The sequence below is a fragment of the Nonomuraea sp. NBC_00507 genome, from assembly GCF_036013525.1.
GTDB lineage: Bacteria > Actinomycetota > Actinomycetes > Streptosporangiales > Streptosporangiaceae > Nonomuraea.
The window spans coordinates 1,757,882-1,771,863 of record NZ_CP107853.1; the positions used below are offsets into that span (position 1 = coordinate 1,757,882).

General features: G+C 66.3%; 18 protein-coding genes and 1 tRNA gene. 10 read left to right on the forward strand and 9 right to left on the reverse strand.

Going from position 1 to position 13,982, the window contains the following annotated elements:
• Positions 1-68: 68 nt before the first annotated feature.
• On the reverse strand, positions 69-545 hold the full coding sequence (locus OHA25_RS09060) for a MarR family winged helix-turn-helix transcriptional regulator (RefSeq protein WP_327587128.1): 477 nt from the start codon (positions 543-545) through the stop codon (positions 69-71).
• A gap of 62 nt (positions 546-607) precedes the next feature.
• Between OHA25_RS09060 and OHA25_RS09065 the strand changes: the two genes are divergently transcribed.
• Both OHA25_RS09065 and OHA25_RS09070 read left to right on the forward strand, forming a co-directional pair.
• On the forward strand, positions 608-895 hold the full coding sequence (locus tag OHA25_RS09065; RefSeq protein WP_327587129.1) for an antibiotic biosynthesis monooxygenase family protein: 288 nt from the start codon (positions 608-610) through the stop codon (positions 893-895).
• Complete coding sequence (locus OHA25_RS09070; protein WP_327587130.1) at positions 892-1,731, forward strand: SDR family oxidoreductase; 840 nt, start codon at positions 892-894, stop codon at positions 1,729-1,731. The genes OHA25_RS09065 and OHA25_RS09070 overlap by 4 nt, the downstream gene beginning before the upstream one ends.
• Here OHA25_RS09070 and OHA25_RS09075 read toward each other — a convergent pair.
• The 5 genes from OHA25_RS09075 to upp form a co-directional block, all read right to left on the reverse strand.
• Entirely contained in the window at positions 1,718-2,392 is a 675-nt protein-coding gene (locus tag OHA25_RS09075) for a FadR/GntR family transcriptional regulator (protein WP_327587131.1), read from the reverse strand. The genes OHA25_RS09070 and OHA25_RS09075 overlap by 14 nt on opposite strands.
• Positions 2,393-2,492: 100 nt before the next feature.
• Positions 2,493-3,836, reverse strand: a complete 1,344-nt coding sequence (locus OHA25_RS09080) for a helix-turn-helix transcriptional regulator (protein ID WP_327587132.1) — start codon at positions 3,834-3,836, stop codon at positions 2,493-2,495.
• A gap of 96 nt (positions 3,837-3,932) precedes the next feature.
• On the reverse strand, positions 3,933-4,466 hold the full coding sequence (locus OHA25_RS09085; protein ID WP_327587133.1) for a PH domain-containing protein: 534 nt from the start codon (positions 4,464-4,466) through the stop codon (positions 3,933-3,935).
• A 251-nt stretch (positions 4,467-4,717) separates the two neighbouring features.
• Positions 4,718-4,942 (reverse strand): hypothetical protein, encoded by a 225-nt coding sequence (locus OHA25_RS09090; RefSeq protein ID WP_305917528.1) that lies wholly within the window; start codon positions 4,940-4,942, stop codon positions 4,718-4,720.
• Between the two features lie 137 nt (positions 4,943-5,079).
• On the reverse strand, positions 5,080-5,718 hold the full coding sequence (gene upp, locus OHA25_RS09095; RefSeq protein WP_327587134.1) for a uracil phosphoribosyltransferase: 639 nt from the start codon (positions 5,716-5,718) through the stop codon (positions 5,080-5,082).
• Between the two features lie 147 nt (positions 5,719-5,865).
• Here upp and OHA25_RS09100 point away from each other — a divergent pair, with 147 nt between their 5' ends.
• The 7 genes from OHA25_RS09100 to OHA25_RS09130 all read left to right on the forward strand — a co-directional run bounded on the left by OHA25_RS09100 (position 5,866) and on the right by OHA25_RS09130 (position 10,227).
• Positions 5,866-6,381 carry a tRNA adenosine deaminase-associated protein gene (locus tag OHA25_RS09100; protein ID WP_442942086.1) on the forward strand — a complete coding sequence of 172 codons (516 nt, stop codon included), beginning with the start codon at positions 5,866-5,868 and terminating at the stop codon, positions 6,379-6,381.
• A 17-nt stretch (positions 6,382-6,398) separates the two neighbouring features.
• A complete protein-coding gene (locus OHA25_RS09105; protein WP_327587136.1) occupies positions 6,399-6,875 on the forward strand; it encodes a tRNA adenosine deaminase-associated protein in 477 nt (158 codons plus the stop codon).
• Positions 6,876-6,888: 13 nt separating this feature from the next.
• Positions 6,889-7,344 carry a tRNA adenosine(34) deaminase TadA gene (gene tadA, locus OHA25_RS09110; protein WP_327587137.1) on the forward strand — a complete coding sequence of 152 codons (456 nt, stop codon included), beginning with the start codon at positions 6,889-6,891 and terminating at the stop codon, positions 7,342-7,344.
• 10 nt (positions 7,345-7,354) lie between these two features.
• A tRNA-Ser gene (locus tag OHA25_RS09115) sits at positions 7,355-7,441 on the forward strand.
• Positions 7,442-7,602: 161 nt separating this feature from the next.
• Positions 7,603-8,517: a hypothetical protein gene (locus OHA25_RS09120; protein WP_327587138.1), complete on the forward strand. Its 915-nt coding sequence runs from the start codon at positions 7,603-7,605 to the stop codon at positions 8,515-8,517.
• A gap of 33 nt (positions 8,518-8,550) precedes the next feature.
• Positions 8,551-8,955: a tyrosine-type recombinase/integrase gene (locus tag OHA25_RS09125; RefSeq protein WP_327587139.1), complete on the forward strand. Its 405-nt coding sequence runs from the start codon at positions 8,551-8,553 to the stop codon at positions 8,953-8,955.
• A gap of 435 nt (positions 8,956-9,390) precedes the next feature.
• On the forward strand, positions 9,391-10,227 hold the full coding sequence (locus tag OHA25_RS09130) for a TolB family protein (protein WP_327587140.1): 837 nt from the start codon (positions 9,391-9,393) through the stop codon (positions 10,225-10,227).
• A 653-nt stretch (positions 10,228-10,880) separates the two neighbouring features.
• Here the strand turns inward: OHA25_RS09130 and OHA25_RS09135 are convergent.
• From OHA25_RS09135 to OHA25_RS09145, 3 genes are all read right to left on the reverse strand, one after another.
• Positions 10,881-11,564, reverse strand: coding sequence for a permease-like cell division protein FtsX (locus tag OHA25_RS09135; protein ID WP_327587141.1), 684 nt, complete (start codon positions 11,562-11,564; stop codon positions 10,881-10,883).
• Positions 11,561-12,064 (reverse strand): RNA polymerase sigma factor, encoded by a 504-nt coding sequence (locus tag OHA25_RS09140; RefSeq protein WP_327587142.1) that lies wholly within the window; start codon positions 12,062-12,064, stop codon positions 11,561-11,563. The genes OHA25_RS09135 and OHA25_RS09140 overlap by 4 nt, the downstream gene beginning before the upstream one ends.
• Before the next feature lie 236 nt (positions 12,065-12,300).
• Complete coding sequence (locus OHA25_RS09145; protein WP_327587143.1) at positions 12,301-12,660, reverse strand: hypothetical protein; 360 nt, start codon at positions 12,658-12,660, stop codon at positions 12,301-12,303.
• 505 nt (positions 12,661-13,165) lie between these two features.
• On the opposite strand from OHA25_RS09145, the gene OHA25_RS09150 reads away from it, so the two are divergent.
• Positions 13,166-13,693, forward strand: coding sequence for a hypothetical protein (locus OHA25_RS09150; RefSeq protein ID WP_327587144.1), 528 nt, complete (start codon positions 13,166-13,168; stop codon positions 13,691-13,693).
• The last annotated feature ends 289 nt before the right edge of the window (positions 13,694-13,982 follow it).

Below are 13,982 nucleotides of genomic sequence, written 5' to 3' on the forward strand. Positions count from 1 at the left end.
GGCCGGCGCCTCCCTGCAAACGCCGAGCGGCCGCTTCGGCCGGGGGAGGGCGGGGCGCCGGGGCGGGGTCAGTTCCGGGGTGGCACGTCGGTGCGGTCCTTTCCGGTTTGGCGGTCGGCCACTGCCTTGAAGACCCGCTTGAAGTCCGCATACGCCTGCTCACCCACCGCCTGCGCATGCTCCGCCTCCATCGCGGCGAGGATCGCGTCCGACTTGGCCATGTGATCGCGGCCCTTCTCGGTAGGCACGATCAGCTTGGCACGGCGGTCGGCCGGGTCCGGCCGGCGTTCCACATACCCGAGCTCCACCAGCTCGTCCACCAGGGTGCCGATCACCTGCTTGTGCTGCCCGGACTGCGCCGCCAGGTCGGTGGCCCTGCTGCCTTCCTCGTCCAGGTAGGCGATCACCGCACCGTGCCGTGGCCGCACCTGCGGATGCCCCTGCTCGCTCAGCCGGGTGAACAGCTCCCGCTGCAGGCTGAAAAGGGTCCGGCTGGACAGAATGCCGAGATCGGGCTCCTCCTGCTTGCGCTGGCTCCTGCGCACCTCACAGCCTCCATTTAGTCACCAACCTTGACAGTCATTAATCATTACTATATTGTCGTGGCATGACGACAACGGTGGAACTCACCAGGTTCCGTGTCGCACCCGAGCAGGCCGACCTGCTTTTGGCGGCACGCCCGCGGATGGTCGCGGACTTCCAGGCCGATCGGGCGGGATTCCTGAGCGCCAAGCTGGTCCGCGTGTCCGACGGCGAGTGGCTGGACATCGTGGAGTGGCGCACGCCAGAGGACTTCGCCGCCTCCCGCGCCAAAGGCGCGAACCTGCCTGGCATCCAGGCCTTTTTCGATCTGATCGACGAGCTCGTGTCCATGGAAGAGGGGACAATACGATGACCATTTTGATCACCGGTGCCACCGGCACCGTTTCCAGCGCGGTGCTGCGGTCCTTGGCGGGCACGGAGGATGTGCGGGTCCTGGTGCGGGACGCGGCGAAGGCGCCGTCCGGTGTGGAGGTAGCGGTCGGCGACTTGCACAAACCTGAGACGCTCGGCCAGGCGTTCAAGGGCGTGGACACGTTGTGGTTGCTGACCGCGATGGGCCCGCAGGCTCCCCATGCCAGCATGAACGCCGTCTGGGCGGCCAGAAAGGCCGGGGTGGACCACATCGTGCGCATGTCGGCCATCGGTGCCGCCCACGACGCGCCGACCCGCAACGGCCGGCTGCACGCCCTGTCCGACGTCGAGCTCGCGGCCTCGGGTCTCGGCTGGACCGTCATCCGCCCGGCCTTCTTCATGCAGAACCTTTTCGGCTCGGTGAACGGCGACACCCTCTACGGCGCGACGGGCGAGGGCCGGGTGAGCATGATCGACGTACGCGACATCGGCGACTTCGCCGCCGCGGTCCTGCGTGATCCGGCGCCGCACAAGGGCAAGACTTACACTCTCACGGGCCCGGCCAGCATCTCACTGGGGGACGCGGCCGCCGCACTGAGCAAGGTGTACGGCACGCCGATCGACTACCAGCCGGTCACCGTGGACGACGCGGAGCGTGCGATGCGAGCGGCCGGGCTGCCGGAGTGGGATGCGGCGGTCACCAAGGAATACCTCACGGCGTACGCCCAGGGCTGGGGCGACTACACCACGCCGGCGTTCACGGACGTGACGGGCCGCCCCGGCAGGTCATTCACCGACTTCGCGAAAGATCACGCCGACCGGCTCAGGAGTCGGTGAGCGCGATGAGGATGTGCTCCATGCAGGCGTGCCCGGCCCGCTCGGCCGCCGCCGCGTCTCCGGCCGCGATGGCGCGGGCGATCGCGTCGTGCGGGATGTAGCTCTTGTTGAGGGATGTGCCCGCCGCCGTGATGCTGGCGCGCAGGGCCGCGGAGAAGTCCTCATACAGGTCGATCAGCACGAGGTTGTGCGTGGCGTGCGCGACCGCCATGTGGAAGGCCAGGTCGGCCTCGACGAAGGAGTCAGGGTCGTCCAGCTCCCACGCACGGTCGCGCTCGGCCAGCGCCGCCTCGATGTGGACGATGTCCTCGTCGGTGCGCCGGGTGGCGGCCAGGCGCGCCGACTCGACCTCGAGCGCGCGGCGTACCTCGAGGATCTCCAACTGCTCGGCCTGCTTCAGCCGCCGCAGCATGGCGCCGGACAGCTCGCTGGTCGCGCGGACGTAAGTGCCGTCCCCCTGACGGCACTCGAGCAGCCCGGCGTGCGTGAGCGCGCGTACGGCCTCACGAACGGTGTTACGACCTACTCCGAGCTGCTCGGCGAGCACGGTCTCGGTCGGGATCTTGCCGTTCATCTGCCACGACCCTGAGGTGATCTGCTCTTTGAGCTGGTCGATCACCTGGTCGACAAGCGAAGCCCGCTGCGCCGTACGCAGACTCACAGTCCGCCTCCTCCGGGGAAACCAATCATCCTATGAGTCAATGACTGGTAGACCCTAATTATTCCAGACTCAAAAGCCAAATCTGGAGCTCTCCGGAGGCTCAGCGGGAAACTATGGCGTCGACCGTGACTCCCGCCATGGCAGAGCGGACTCCGGCGGCTTCGAGGGCCTTACGATATGCCGCCGTCTGCTGCGCCACGGACCCGACCCTGCCGTAGAGGTCGCCCAGCTCGCGCCAGCAGCGAGCGACCTGCCGGTCGGTGCCGAACACCGGCCGGTCCAGCGCGCTCAGCATCCGGGAAGCCGCGGCGAGATCCGCCGTGGCGTCCTGGCCCTGGTCGAGCGCCACGGTGGCGAGCACGAGGCACGCCTCGACAGGCGTGATGCCCGCCTGGTCGGACGACGGCTCCAGCGCCGCATGAGCCAGCTCGGCGGCCCGCACGGGGTCGCCGGCCCGCAGCCTCACCCGCGCGTGCACGATGAGGCTCTCGCCGTGTTCGCGGGTGGCGCTGGGGAAGCCGGCGAAGACCTGGGAGGCGGCCGTGATGAGCGGCTCGGCCTCGTCGATCGGCGCGGTGGCCATCCTGGACCAGTGCATGGCGGCTCGGGCCAGCTGCAGCGCGAGCCGGGACGCGCGACCAGCCATGATCGCGTCGTCGGCCAGGCGCACGGCCAGCGCGGAGTCCTCGCCTGCCGCGGCTGCGGCACTCGCGTGCCACAACGTGCGGATCTCTCCGGAACGGTCCATAACTTGTGGTACGCCTGCCGTGTCCAGCACCCGCTTGACGTATGCCAGCTCGGGGGAGCCGCTCTCCCGCTCGCCGCGTGCCTCGATGAGCGCGGTGGCCAGGTCGACGGCGATCTCGCCTTCGGTGATGGACAGCCGCTCGGCCTGCTCCAGCGCGTATGTGGCCAGGTCGCGAGCGCGCAGCCGGTCGCCGGCCCGCTGGTAGCAGCGGCTCAGCGCGATGGTGAGTGGGAGGTCGGCCAGCCGCTCGGGGTGAGCCGCGGCCTCTCTGCGCAGGCGCTCGAAGGCCTCCACCGCCTGGCCGAGGCGACCCTGGGCCTCGAGGGCACGGGCCCGGCCGAAGCGGGCCTGTGCGGTCAGCATGGCGTTTTCCTCGTCGGCCGCCTTCACGATCTCCGTGAAGCGGTCCGCGGCGACGGTGGCATCGCCGTGGTGCAGCTCAAGCTCGGCATGGCGCAACCCGAGCTCGGTGTCGATGCGCTGCCGGGGCTCGATCCCGTGAAGGAGGAACTCGGTCGTGCATCCAAGCCGCTCGGCCAGCAGCCGAGCCACGACAGGAGTCGGCGTGCGCTTGCCCGACTCAATGAGCGAGACATAACTGTCAGACAGGTCGGGTCCGGCCAGCTGGGCCTGTGACATCCGCCTGTTCAGCCGCAGTCCACGGACGCGGTCACCGATGGTTCCCTGACTCGGCATCTCATCTCTCAAGGCGGGGAAGGGTCAACAACACGCAATGATTGCATGAAGTAGCCGAATCTGGTATCCCCGCGTGAAGAATTCTCCACCCGGGGATTAATCGTCGCTGTCGTCCTTGCTGGGGAAAAGCATCTGGCAGACCTCGAGGTAGAGGGTCTCCGGATACGGAATGTACTCAACCGTTGACAGAGCTTGGTCTTGTCCGGCCGATTCCAGGATGAACTCACCGTAACCGAGCATGCGCCCTAGGAGAGTTCTCTGGAAGCTCATGTCGGTGACCTTGCTCAAGGGCATCATCGCGACCTTGCGAGTAATGAGGCCTGTGGTGAGCAACATCCGTTTCGAGGTCACCACAAAGTAATCGACCGACCACTCCGCGACTTTCCATACGAAACGGATCAACAGCAGGAGCCACAACCACCACACGACGACCAGCGCCGTGCCGCCTCCTTGGTTGTCGCCGAAGAACTTGCTGAGCAGGCCGGCGACGATCAAGCCGGCGAACACCTCGGCCACCGGGCGGAGCAGGACGGCGGGATGCCGCCGCACCATGAGGTGTTGTTGTTCGGTGGGGAGAAGGTAACGACTGACCGACGCCGGGGCGGAGTCCCCGTGGGTCACAAGTCTCATGTGAGACCGTTCACGAATTGGGCCAGCGAGTCGGCCGCGTTGACCACCGTGTCGAACGCCCCCTTCACCGCGTTGGCGGCGTCAGTTGGTCGGGCCAAGAGGTAGTACGCCACAAATGCGATACCACCGTATGTAAGGACTTTTTTGACCTGCACCGTCGCCTCCGTGCCACTTACCCACTCCACCCGCCGTATACATTACCCACCCCGATGCCGGGGTAAAGGTGACTTGGCGGGTTGGTTCTGATCTTGTTAGCCACGTTCGCTCGCCACCAGGGCCAGGACGTGGAGGTGCTTGCGCGCGATGCGTTCGACAAGGCTCGGATGGGCGTAGCCGGTGACCTCCAGCGCGCCGTAGTGCGCCGCCTCGACGCAGCGCGTTACCGTGGTCGTGGAGTGAACGCCGGCGAACTCCTCGCGGAGCATCGCCTCGACCTCCGCGTACGGAGTCGGATCCGCCTCGATGTGCTCGTTCACGAGGACACCTCGGCACCGGGCATGTAGCTCATCGTGCTCCCCCACGCGCATGCGGAAGTTGCCTTCCCGTCTCTTCGTACCCACTCAACCACATTATGTAACGAAGTGACGACGGAGAGTGATGAATTAGGGATGCCTCAGACGACGCCGTAGAGGCGGTCACCCGCGTCGCCGAGTCCGGGCACGATGTAGCCGTTCTCGTTGAGCCGCTCGTCAAGGGCGGCGGTCACCACGCGGATCGGCTTGCCGGAGTTGGCGAACACCTTGTCCATGTGCGCGAGCCCCTCGGGGGCGGCCAGCAGGCAGATGGCGGTGACGTCCACGGCTCCCCGGTCGAACAGGAACTGCACGGCCGCCGCCAGCGTCCCGCCGGTGGCCAGCATGGGGTCGACCACGAAGCACTGCCGCCCGGACAGATCGTCGGGCAGGCGCGTGGCGTAGGTCTCCGCCTGCAGCGTGGACTCGTTGCGGATCATGCCGAGGAACCCCACCTCGGCCGTGGGGAGCAGCCTCGTCATGCCGTCGAGCATGCCGAGCCCGGCCCGCAGGATCGGCACGACCAGCGGGTAGGGCCTGGCCAGGTGCACGCCCTTGGCGGGCGCGACGGGCGTCTGGACGGTGATGTCGGTGACCCGCACGTCGCGGGTGGCCTCGTACGCCAGCAGCGTCACCAGCTCGTCCGCCAGCCTCCGAAAAGTGGGCGAGTCGGTGCGGACATCGCGCAGCGTGGTGAGCTTGTGCGCCACGAGCGGATGATCAACAACGAGGGTCTCCATAGAGGACAACGCTATCTTGTGGGGCAAGTGACAGCACCTCGCGGTATTGGTTTTGATCACAATTTGGTCGGAGAGGCACACGCCTAGTGGCCGGTTCTGGAACGATTGGGTCCTGGTGATATCTGTCGGGTCAGAGATCGGGTGGGCATGGCGATGACAGACGAAGACGCGCTCGACTTCGCCATCGTGGTCTATCGAGAGGATGATCGCTGGGAGGCCGAGCTGCTGCCTGTCACGCTCACGTCGGATCTGAAGGGACTGATCCACGCACTGCGGCAGCAGCCCAGCGAGAGCGGCACGATCGGGCTGGTCGCCGTGGGGGACGAGTTCTTCGTGGCGCTGCGGGTGCTGGGTGATCGGGTCAGCGTCTTCCTGTCCGACATCGCCGCCTCATGGGATTTCCCGCTGGCGCGTCAGGCGCTCGACTACCTGGACGTGCCCGTACCGGATGAGGAGGAGCTCGACGAGATCCTCCAGGACGAGGAGACCGTGCTCCCCGCCGGAGATCTGTCGATCTTCGCAGATCTCGGGTTGGACGAGATGGAGCTGGGCATCCTCTCCGGCGACATCGATCTGCTTCCCGAAGATGTGTTGTCCAGCATCGCCGCGCGGCTCGGCTTCTCTGAGCCGTTCGAGCGTGCCATCGAATCGGTCTTCGGCTGACCCCCTGGAGCGCGGACATGGCGTCCAACACCTTCTCTGCTGCCTTCGTCAGGACCTCAGACGGCTGGAGCGGTGCCGAGGTCGATCTGAGTGATGCTGAGATCGTCGACGACTTCGGCGACGCCGTCACCGAGGCGCTGGGGCTGACCGGTGACGAGCTGGCCCTGCTGTGCGTCGAGGTCGAGGACGAGTGGTTCGCCATCGCCCGCTACCTGGGCGAGGAGGAGCCGCGCGTGTTCCTGTCCGACGTGCACGCCGTGGTCTCCGACAGCCTGGGCGAGTTGTTCGCCGAGTTCGCCGGGGTGGCGCCGGACAAGGAGGGCAACGGGCTCGGCATCCGCCCGGCCGGCGACTTCGAGCTGCTCAGCGACCTGGGCGTGAGCTCGGAAGAGCTGCTGGAGCTCAGTATGGAAGAGGGCCTGTTGCCTGCCGACGTCCTGTCGGTGATCGCCGAGCGACTGTCGTTCGCCGACGAGCTCGACCGGCTGCGGTGACCCCGCCGGACCGGTGACCCACGAAGAGGCCATGCGCCTGGCCCTGGAGGAGGCCGTCGCGGCGGCCGCCAGGGAGGAGATCCCCGTGGGCGCTGTGGTGCTCGGGCCGGGCGGCGAGGTCCTGTCCGCGGCGGGCAACGACCGCGAGTCCACCGCCGACCCCACGGCCCACGCTGAGGTCCTCGCGCTCAGGCAGGCCGCCGCGGCGCGCGGCCAGTGGCGGCTGAGCGGCTGCACGCTGGTGGTCACGCTGGAGCCGTGCACGATGTGCGCCGGGGCCGCGGTGCAGGCCAGGGTCGATCGGATCGTGTACGGGGCCGTCGACGAGAAGGGCGGGGCCGTGGGCTCGCTCTGGGACGTCGTACGCGATCGCCGGCTCAACCATCGGCCCGAGGTCGTCATGGGGGTGCTGGCAGGGGAGTGCTCGGCTCTCCTAAAGCAGTTCTTTGCCACTCGGCGGATCCGGTAAGCTCGTTCGCGGTGGTGTCGCCTAGTGGCCGAGGGCGCACGCCTCGAAAGCGTGTGATGGGGCAACTCATCCGTGGGTTCAAATCCCACCACCACCGCCGCTAAGTTGGGCCTCCGACCTGCACTAACAGGTCGGAGGCCCTTCGTCTGCCAAGATCATGGGGGCATTTTGGGGGCATCGGCCCTCAGCCAAGATCACGCAGACGGGTTCCCGGTGGCGGTGGTCGCTCACCTTCCGACCCGGAAGGAACGCCAGAGAATGGCATCGATCGAACCGCGCAAGGGCGCGAAGGGGCGCGTGAGCTACCGCGTCGTCTGGTACATCGATGGCAAGCGTGAGAACGGACGCGACACCGAAACGTGCGACTCACACGCGATTGCCAAGCACTTCAAGAACCTCGTCGAGCTGGCCGGTGAGAACCGCCCGGTGGGCTACCCCAAGCGCTGTAGGGGGATCGGCATCGACCAGCGGCTTGAGCCCGAGCCCGTCCCGGCTGCTGCGGCCGGTGGCAGCAGCCCGCCGACCGCAGCCGACGTACCCACGTTGGGCGAGATCCTCGACCGGTACCTGAACCAGCCGAACCACCCGGCCGAGGAAGTGCAGCGCATCGGCTACCGGCGCCAGTTCGACCGGCACGTCCGCCTCGCCGTCGTGACGCTGGAGGACGGCACCCGCGTCGGCCCGCTCGGTGGGCTGCCCGTCACCGAGTACACCGCTGACGTCGACCAGGCATGGGTCATCTGGATGCAGGGGCGCACGCACCAGGTCAAGGGTGAGCTGGTCCCGTACTCGGCGAAGACCATCCACAACATCCACGGCGGGATCATCTCCCCGACCCTGGCCTACGCCAGCGTCAAGGGGCTCATCGACGCCAACCCCTGCGACAGCGCTCGGCTTCCGGAAAAGTCGGTGCGCACCGTGACGCGCGATGAGGTGCCGACCGCCGAGGAGATCGCGTTCTGGATCGCGCTCGCCTACCAGGTGAGCGAGTTCGCCGGCGACCTTGTCACGCTGGCCATCGCCACGGGCTTGCGCTTCGGGGAGCTGACCGCGCTGCGGCGCTGCGACGTCGACCTCAAGCGGCGCCTGCTTACCGTGGCCGGGGCGATCAAGGAGCGGCGCGAACCGCGTGAGCTGTACCGAGCCAACTACGGCAAGACCGACACGGCCTAGCGGACCATCCGTATCCCCAAGAGCGCGCTGTTCATGCTGCAGCGCCGGATGGAGAACCTACCGCCACAGGGGCTGCTGTTCACCGCGCCCAGGGGCATCCTGCACTCCAACGGCTGGTCACGCACCTGGACCAAGGTTGTCGACCTGGCGCAAGAGTCGGGCATCCTCACCGCGGCCACGCTGCACAAGATGCGCCACTTCCACGCCACCGAACTCTTGGCGGCCAACGTCTCCATGGACACCGTCAGCCGCCGCCTCGGCCACGCCTCAGTACTCGTCACCAGCGCCATCTACGGGCACCTGACGCCGAAGGCAGACCAGCGTGCGGCCAACATCCTGGACGCCGTGATGGGCGGTGGCAAGCCGAAGAAGCGGAGGAAGAAGTCCAAGAAGGAGAAGAAGGCCGTGGCCAGCCTCCTGCAGTCCATCCCGGCCTAGCGCCTGGTCGCACCGAACGCGCTCAGTCGCATGGAGTGGCAGGGCGCGTTCCGCCGGGTCAGTCTCGCCCATGCAGGCTCATCGAGGTTAAACGGGGTTAGGGACCTCTGTGCGTGTGCTGAGTCAGAGAAATCAGCGAAACCGCTGACGAGCTTCCTCGATCTCGCTGCGCCCGGCGTCTACCGTGTCGCTTGCCCCCTTAGGTCACTCCGGTGACCTTGGACAGCAGTCCCGTGGATCACCCCCTTACACGGGATTTCCCGTACATCCCATACACGCGGACACCGTAGCCGAGCACGTAAGGGGGCAGGCGATGAAGAGACAGACCATGGCTGCGACACGGATCGCCGTCGAGCAGGTGGCGGGCGCACAGAAACCGGGGGCATCGCAACGGGGGCCGTCGGCCGGGCGGTGATGGCCGTGATCACGGCTGCCATGACGGTCGTGACGACCATGGGCATGGCCGCGGTGCCAGCGGGGGCGGTGGTCCCGGGCGACAACGGCAAGATCGCTTTTTCCAGCTTCCGGGACGGCAAATTCGAGATCTATGTGATGAACGCCGACGGCAGCGGGCAGATCAACCTCACCAAGGACCCCGCAGGTGACTCTGCCCCGGCGTGGTCACCGGACGGCACCAAGATCGCCTTAACTAGCAACCGGGACGGCAAATTCGAGATCTATGTGATGAACGCCGACGGCAGCGGGCAGATCAACCTCACCAAGGACCCCGCAGGTGACTCTGCCCCGGCGTGGTCACCGGATGGCACCAAGATCGCTTTTGCCGACTTCCGCGGCGACGTCGAGATCTTCGTGATGAACGCCGACGGCAGCGGGCAGACCAATCTCACCAACAACCCCACGTCGTTCGACGGTGAACCGGCGTGGTCACCGGACGGCACCAAGATCGCCTTCACCAGCACTCGGGACGGCAGCAACGAGATCTATGTGATGAACGCCGACGGCAGCACGCAGACCCGTCTCACCAACAACCTCGCGAATAACCTCCAGCCCGGCTGGGCCATCGCCGTTACCGCCCCCACGATCAAGAGTCGCGTGACTCAGACTCACGGCCGCATTCAGAGCCGCAGGCACAGCGAGAGCCGCAGCCACAATGTGCAGCAGAGCCAGGGCCACACCCAGAGCCACGGCCAGAGGCACACCCAGAGCCACGGCCAAAGCCAGGGACAGCACCAGGGACAGCGCCAGGAGCAGAAGATCCATATCAAATGCCACGATCGCACGGGTGGCCGCTGCCGGGTCCCGATTGATTAATCGTCTTGGCGCCCCAGTGCACGCGGGCCGACGGCCGCTCGTCAGGGCCATGCGCGCGGTCGCGGGCAGGTAGGCGGCCAACCACCTCCCGCAAGCAGAGGACCCCGGTGCCCTCTCAAGCCCGCTGTGCCCGACGGAACCCCCAAACCCCGCAGATTCGCAACGGCACCTCTCCGAGGAGAGGTGCCGTTGCTATGACGCCCTACCTTCTCGCTGAATGGCCGCTTCTAAAGCCCGGCGAGCTGCTTCGACTGGTTGTAACGGGTCAGATAATCCCAGTGAGCGCCGGATCTCGGGATACTCATGCGCGGGACGCTCCCGCTACCGCAGGACCGCCAAGACCCACCTCCAGCACCTGCTCATCGCCGCGGCAATGAACCTCACCAGACTCGACGCTTGGCTCACCGGAACGCCGCTGGCCCCGACCCGCACCTCGCTTTTCGCCGCTCTGCGTCCAGCAGCATGACGAGTGGGCGTTTCGTTTTGTCTGCTCCCGGGTCAGGTGCCGCGCCAGGTGGGGTGTTCGCTGGTGAGGCGGCGGGTCATGAGGTCGATCATGGCGATGTGGACCACGGGTTCGGAGCGGTCGGGGAGTGCTTCCTACAGTTCCCCACGGAACTGGAGGCCGCACGGCAGGCGCAGGGAGGACGGTTTCACTCAGCTGGCGGGCTTGTGGACAGCGGTGGCGTCTGCGGAGCAGGAACCTGTTTGAAGGCGTTCGAGACCCCGGGCATGCTTTTCGCCCTTGCAATCACTGGACTGTAGTCCGTGTCGGGTTCCATGATGACAAGAAACGACTCGTGCATGTCCTTGGTCTCTACGTCCGTCATTTGAGGAACGGCTTTGCGGAATCTGGCGAGTGCGCCGGCCTGGTCCTCGAACGTGACGCTCTCGACACCCGGTAGTTCGTTCAGCATCCGGTCGATGTCCGCCTTTTGCTGTTCGGTGGCCGCCGTACCGCCGCCTGCCGGGGTGTCCCTGCTGCCCGTGCCGCCTCCGCACGCGGCCTCGATGTCGTCGTGCTTGCACAGAAAGACCCTGATTCCCAGCTCTTTCGTGCTCATCAGAGCGAACTGCTGCAGGCTCGACGCTCTGACGTCGTGATCCGTTGCGGCACGGTGATCCGGCGACGGGGCAGCCCTGGGCGCCAGTGCGACCGCGGCCACGATGCCGGCGAGGGCGACAGGTGCGGCCACGGCCACAAGCCGCAGCCGGAGGGAGAAGCCGCGACGGCGACGGGTGGCGAAGGCGCGCGCGAGGTCGGTTTCGCGGCGGCGCTGGTAGGCGTCGTCGGTGTTGGGGCGCAAGGAGGTGATCAGGCCGTTGAGGTCGTTCATGACTGCTCCAGGAACGTGGGCTGGGTGAGGTTGAGCGCGTAGGTGAGACGGCGTCGGGCGCGGTGCAGCCGTACGTTGAAGGTGCGAGCCGAGCAACCGGCGATCTTCGCGGCCTCGGCCGGGGTGAGCCCGTACCAGCTGGCTAGCAGCACGGCCTCGGCATCGAGCTCGGATAGCTCCGCGAGCGCTGTCAGCGCCGCCTGCCTCTCGGCCACCTGCTCGGCCACGTCGTCAGCAGGGGCAAGTTCGGCGAGCCGCGCGACCAGGTTGTGCCTGCGCGCAGTGGTGCGGCGTTGCGTCCGTACCAAGTTGCGAGCCACGCCGAGCAGCCACGGCAGCGGCGGCTCCGGTAGGCGGCCGAGTTTTCGCCACGCGATCACAAAGGTCTCGCTGGCAATGTCCTCGGCCGTCTCCTGATCGGCTCGCAGCAGCACGTAGCTGAGCACGCTGCGGTAGTGCTCCTCATACAGCGCGGTGAGTCGCGCTTGTGAATCGTCCACGCCTGGTAATGACCTCAACAGCCCCTTGATTACCTGTCCAGGGAGAAATGATCTCTAGGATCCCCTTCCACCGTTCTTGGTATGTGTGATCTCAGCGGTGAAACTGGCCAGACACACGTCCTCCGACACGTGATACGCCCCGAGATCACAGTGGTGATCCCGGGGGCTTCCGTCTTATCTACTTCGCCAACAGGGTCTCTTTCGGAAGGGCGGGGGCACTTCGTCGTGCTCTACGCCTACCTGGTGGTCGCGTGGTGTACTGCCGTGTGGCTGACGATGATTGGTCGAGGCGGCAGCGACGGCTTCGCCTTTACGATCACCTTTCCATTCAGCAGGACTTGGGCAGGATCCGCCTCGCCTTGGGTGTCTAATCCCGCATCCTGTATCGCGCGAACCGCCTTGTCGGCCGCGGTCTCGCCCTTCTCGGTGCTGGTCCCCTCGAGGAGGTAGAGGTTTACCGCGTCGTGCTGGATGTAGGCGATGGCGTCCCCAGGGAATGGGGCGTGCTGCTGGATGCTGTCGTCATTTTCGTGGACGACGAATCCCGTGCTGGTGAGAGCAGCGTTGAGTTGCAAGAGCGTATGTTCGGTACTCACTATTAGCTTTCTTTCTAGAGACACCAGTGATGCCAGATCGGCAAAGGCCAACTAGAGGGTACCGACAGATCACGATCGGGTTACATTTCGCGGCAGCCGAGCCAGCGGCCGGAGTGACCGCGAGGAAGACGAGCAGGCCGCCCACCAACACGAGTACCAGCGCGGCGGCCCCGCCGCCAGACTCGATGATGGCGAACGCCAGACCCATCGGCGCGACGGTGGTGCCGATGGTGACGAGATTCTCGCCATCGCATAGCGGCGATAGCGGCTGTTGGTACGGAGGAGCTCCACGGCCGGGGCAAGACGTTGAAACGTCATGACGTGGGGATCTCCCCTCCTCCAGGGGGCGCGCTGCTGCGCTGTGGGAGTGTGCCTGTGACCGATAGATGGCCCCTGTGAACGATAGGTGGCCCTGCTCGACGACCAAGCGATCAGATGGGTGTGCCCGCGGCACGCTCGGACGTCGGCACGGCCCGTCTTCGGCGTGTGCCGGTTGAATGCAGGCATGAACAATCCGCTTTGGGAGGCCTTGCCCGCGCAGGTGCGCTCCCAGGTCGATGATCTCGTGACGAAGGGCAACAATCTCCAGGCCGTCAAGGTGATCCGGGAAGCCCTGGAGGAGCCGCGGCCAGGGCTCTACGAGTGCATGGATCTGGTCGCCGAGCGCTTCGAAGACCTCGGGCAGCGGTTCACCCGCTCACCAACCGTCCCGTTGGATCTCGACGAACTCATGGCCAAGGTCCGGGCCCTGCCCCACGCACCCGCAGCAATTGAAGCTCTTTGGGACGGCGATAGCGAAGGATGGATGGTCTACCTTCTGGCCGTCACGATTGAGCCGAGGGCCGAGTATCAGCTCGCGATCATTCAGCATGGGACCGACCTCCGTCTATTCAACGGCGAGGTCCCTCCGTGGCCGGAGGCTCAGGAAGCCAGCACCATCGGGCGAAGGCTGGCAGAACGGTTCGGTATCCCGTTTCATTTTGCGAGCCCAGAGGAACCAGACTTCGCTCCGCGCTGGTGGGGTTCGGACTGACCAGGCAAGCTCGTCGAGCCCCAGCTCGATCTTGTGGAGTTGATCTCATTTCGGGATCGGCTATGAGGAAGCGTCGGCTGGGTTCGACGCGACATGGTGTGCTTTGTTCGTGACTTTGAGTAAACTCGGTCGGGTCCGGTCTGATCGATGTGGGCTGGAGGAACTGTTTCCCGCCTACGTAATCGACCAGGCGGTATGGGAGCGGCTTCGGTTGGGTCCGGACTGGCCGCGACGGTGGATGGGCGCGTGGCGGACGCCGAATGGCGAGGTGGGGTGCGCGGTTCGAGAT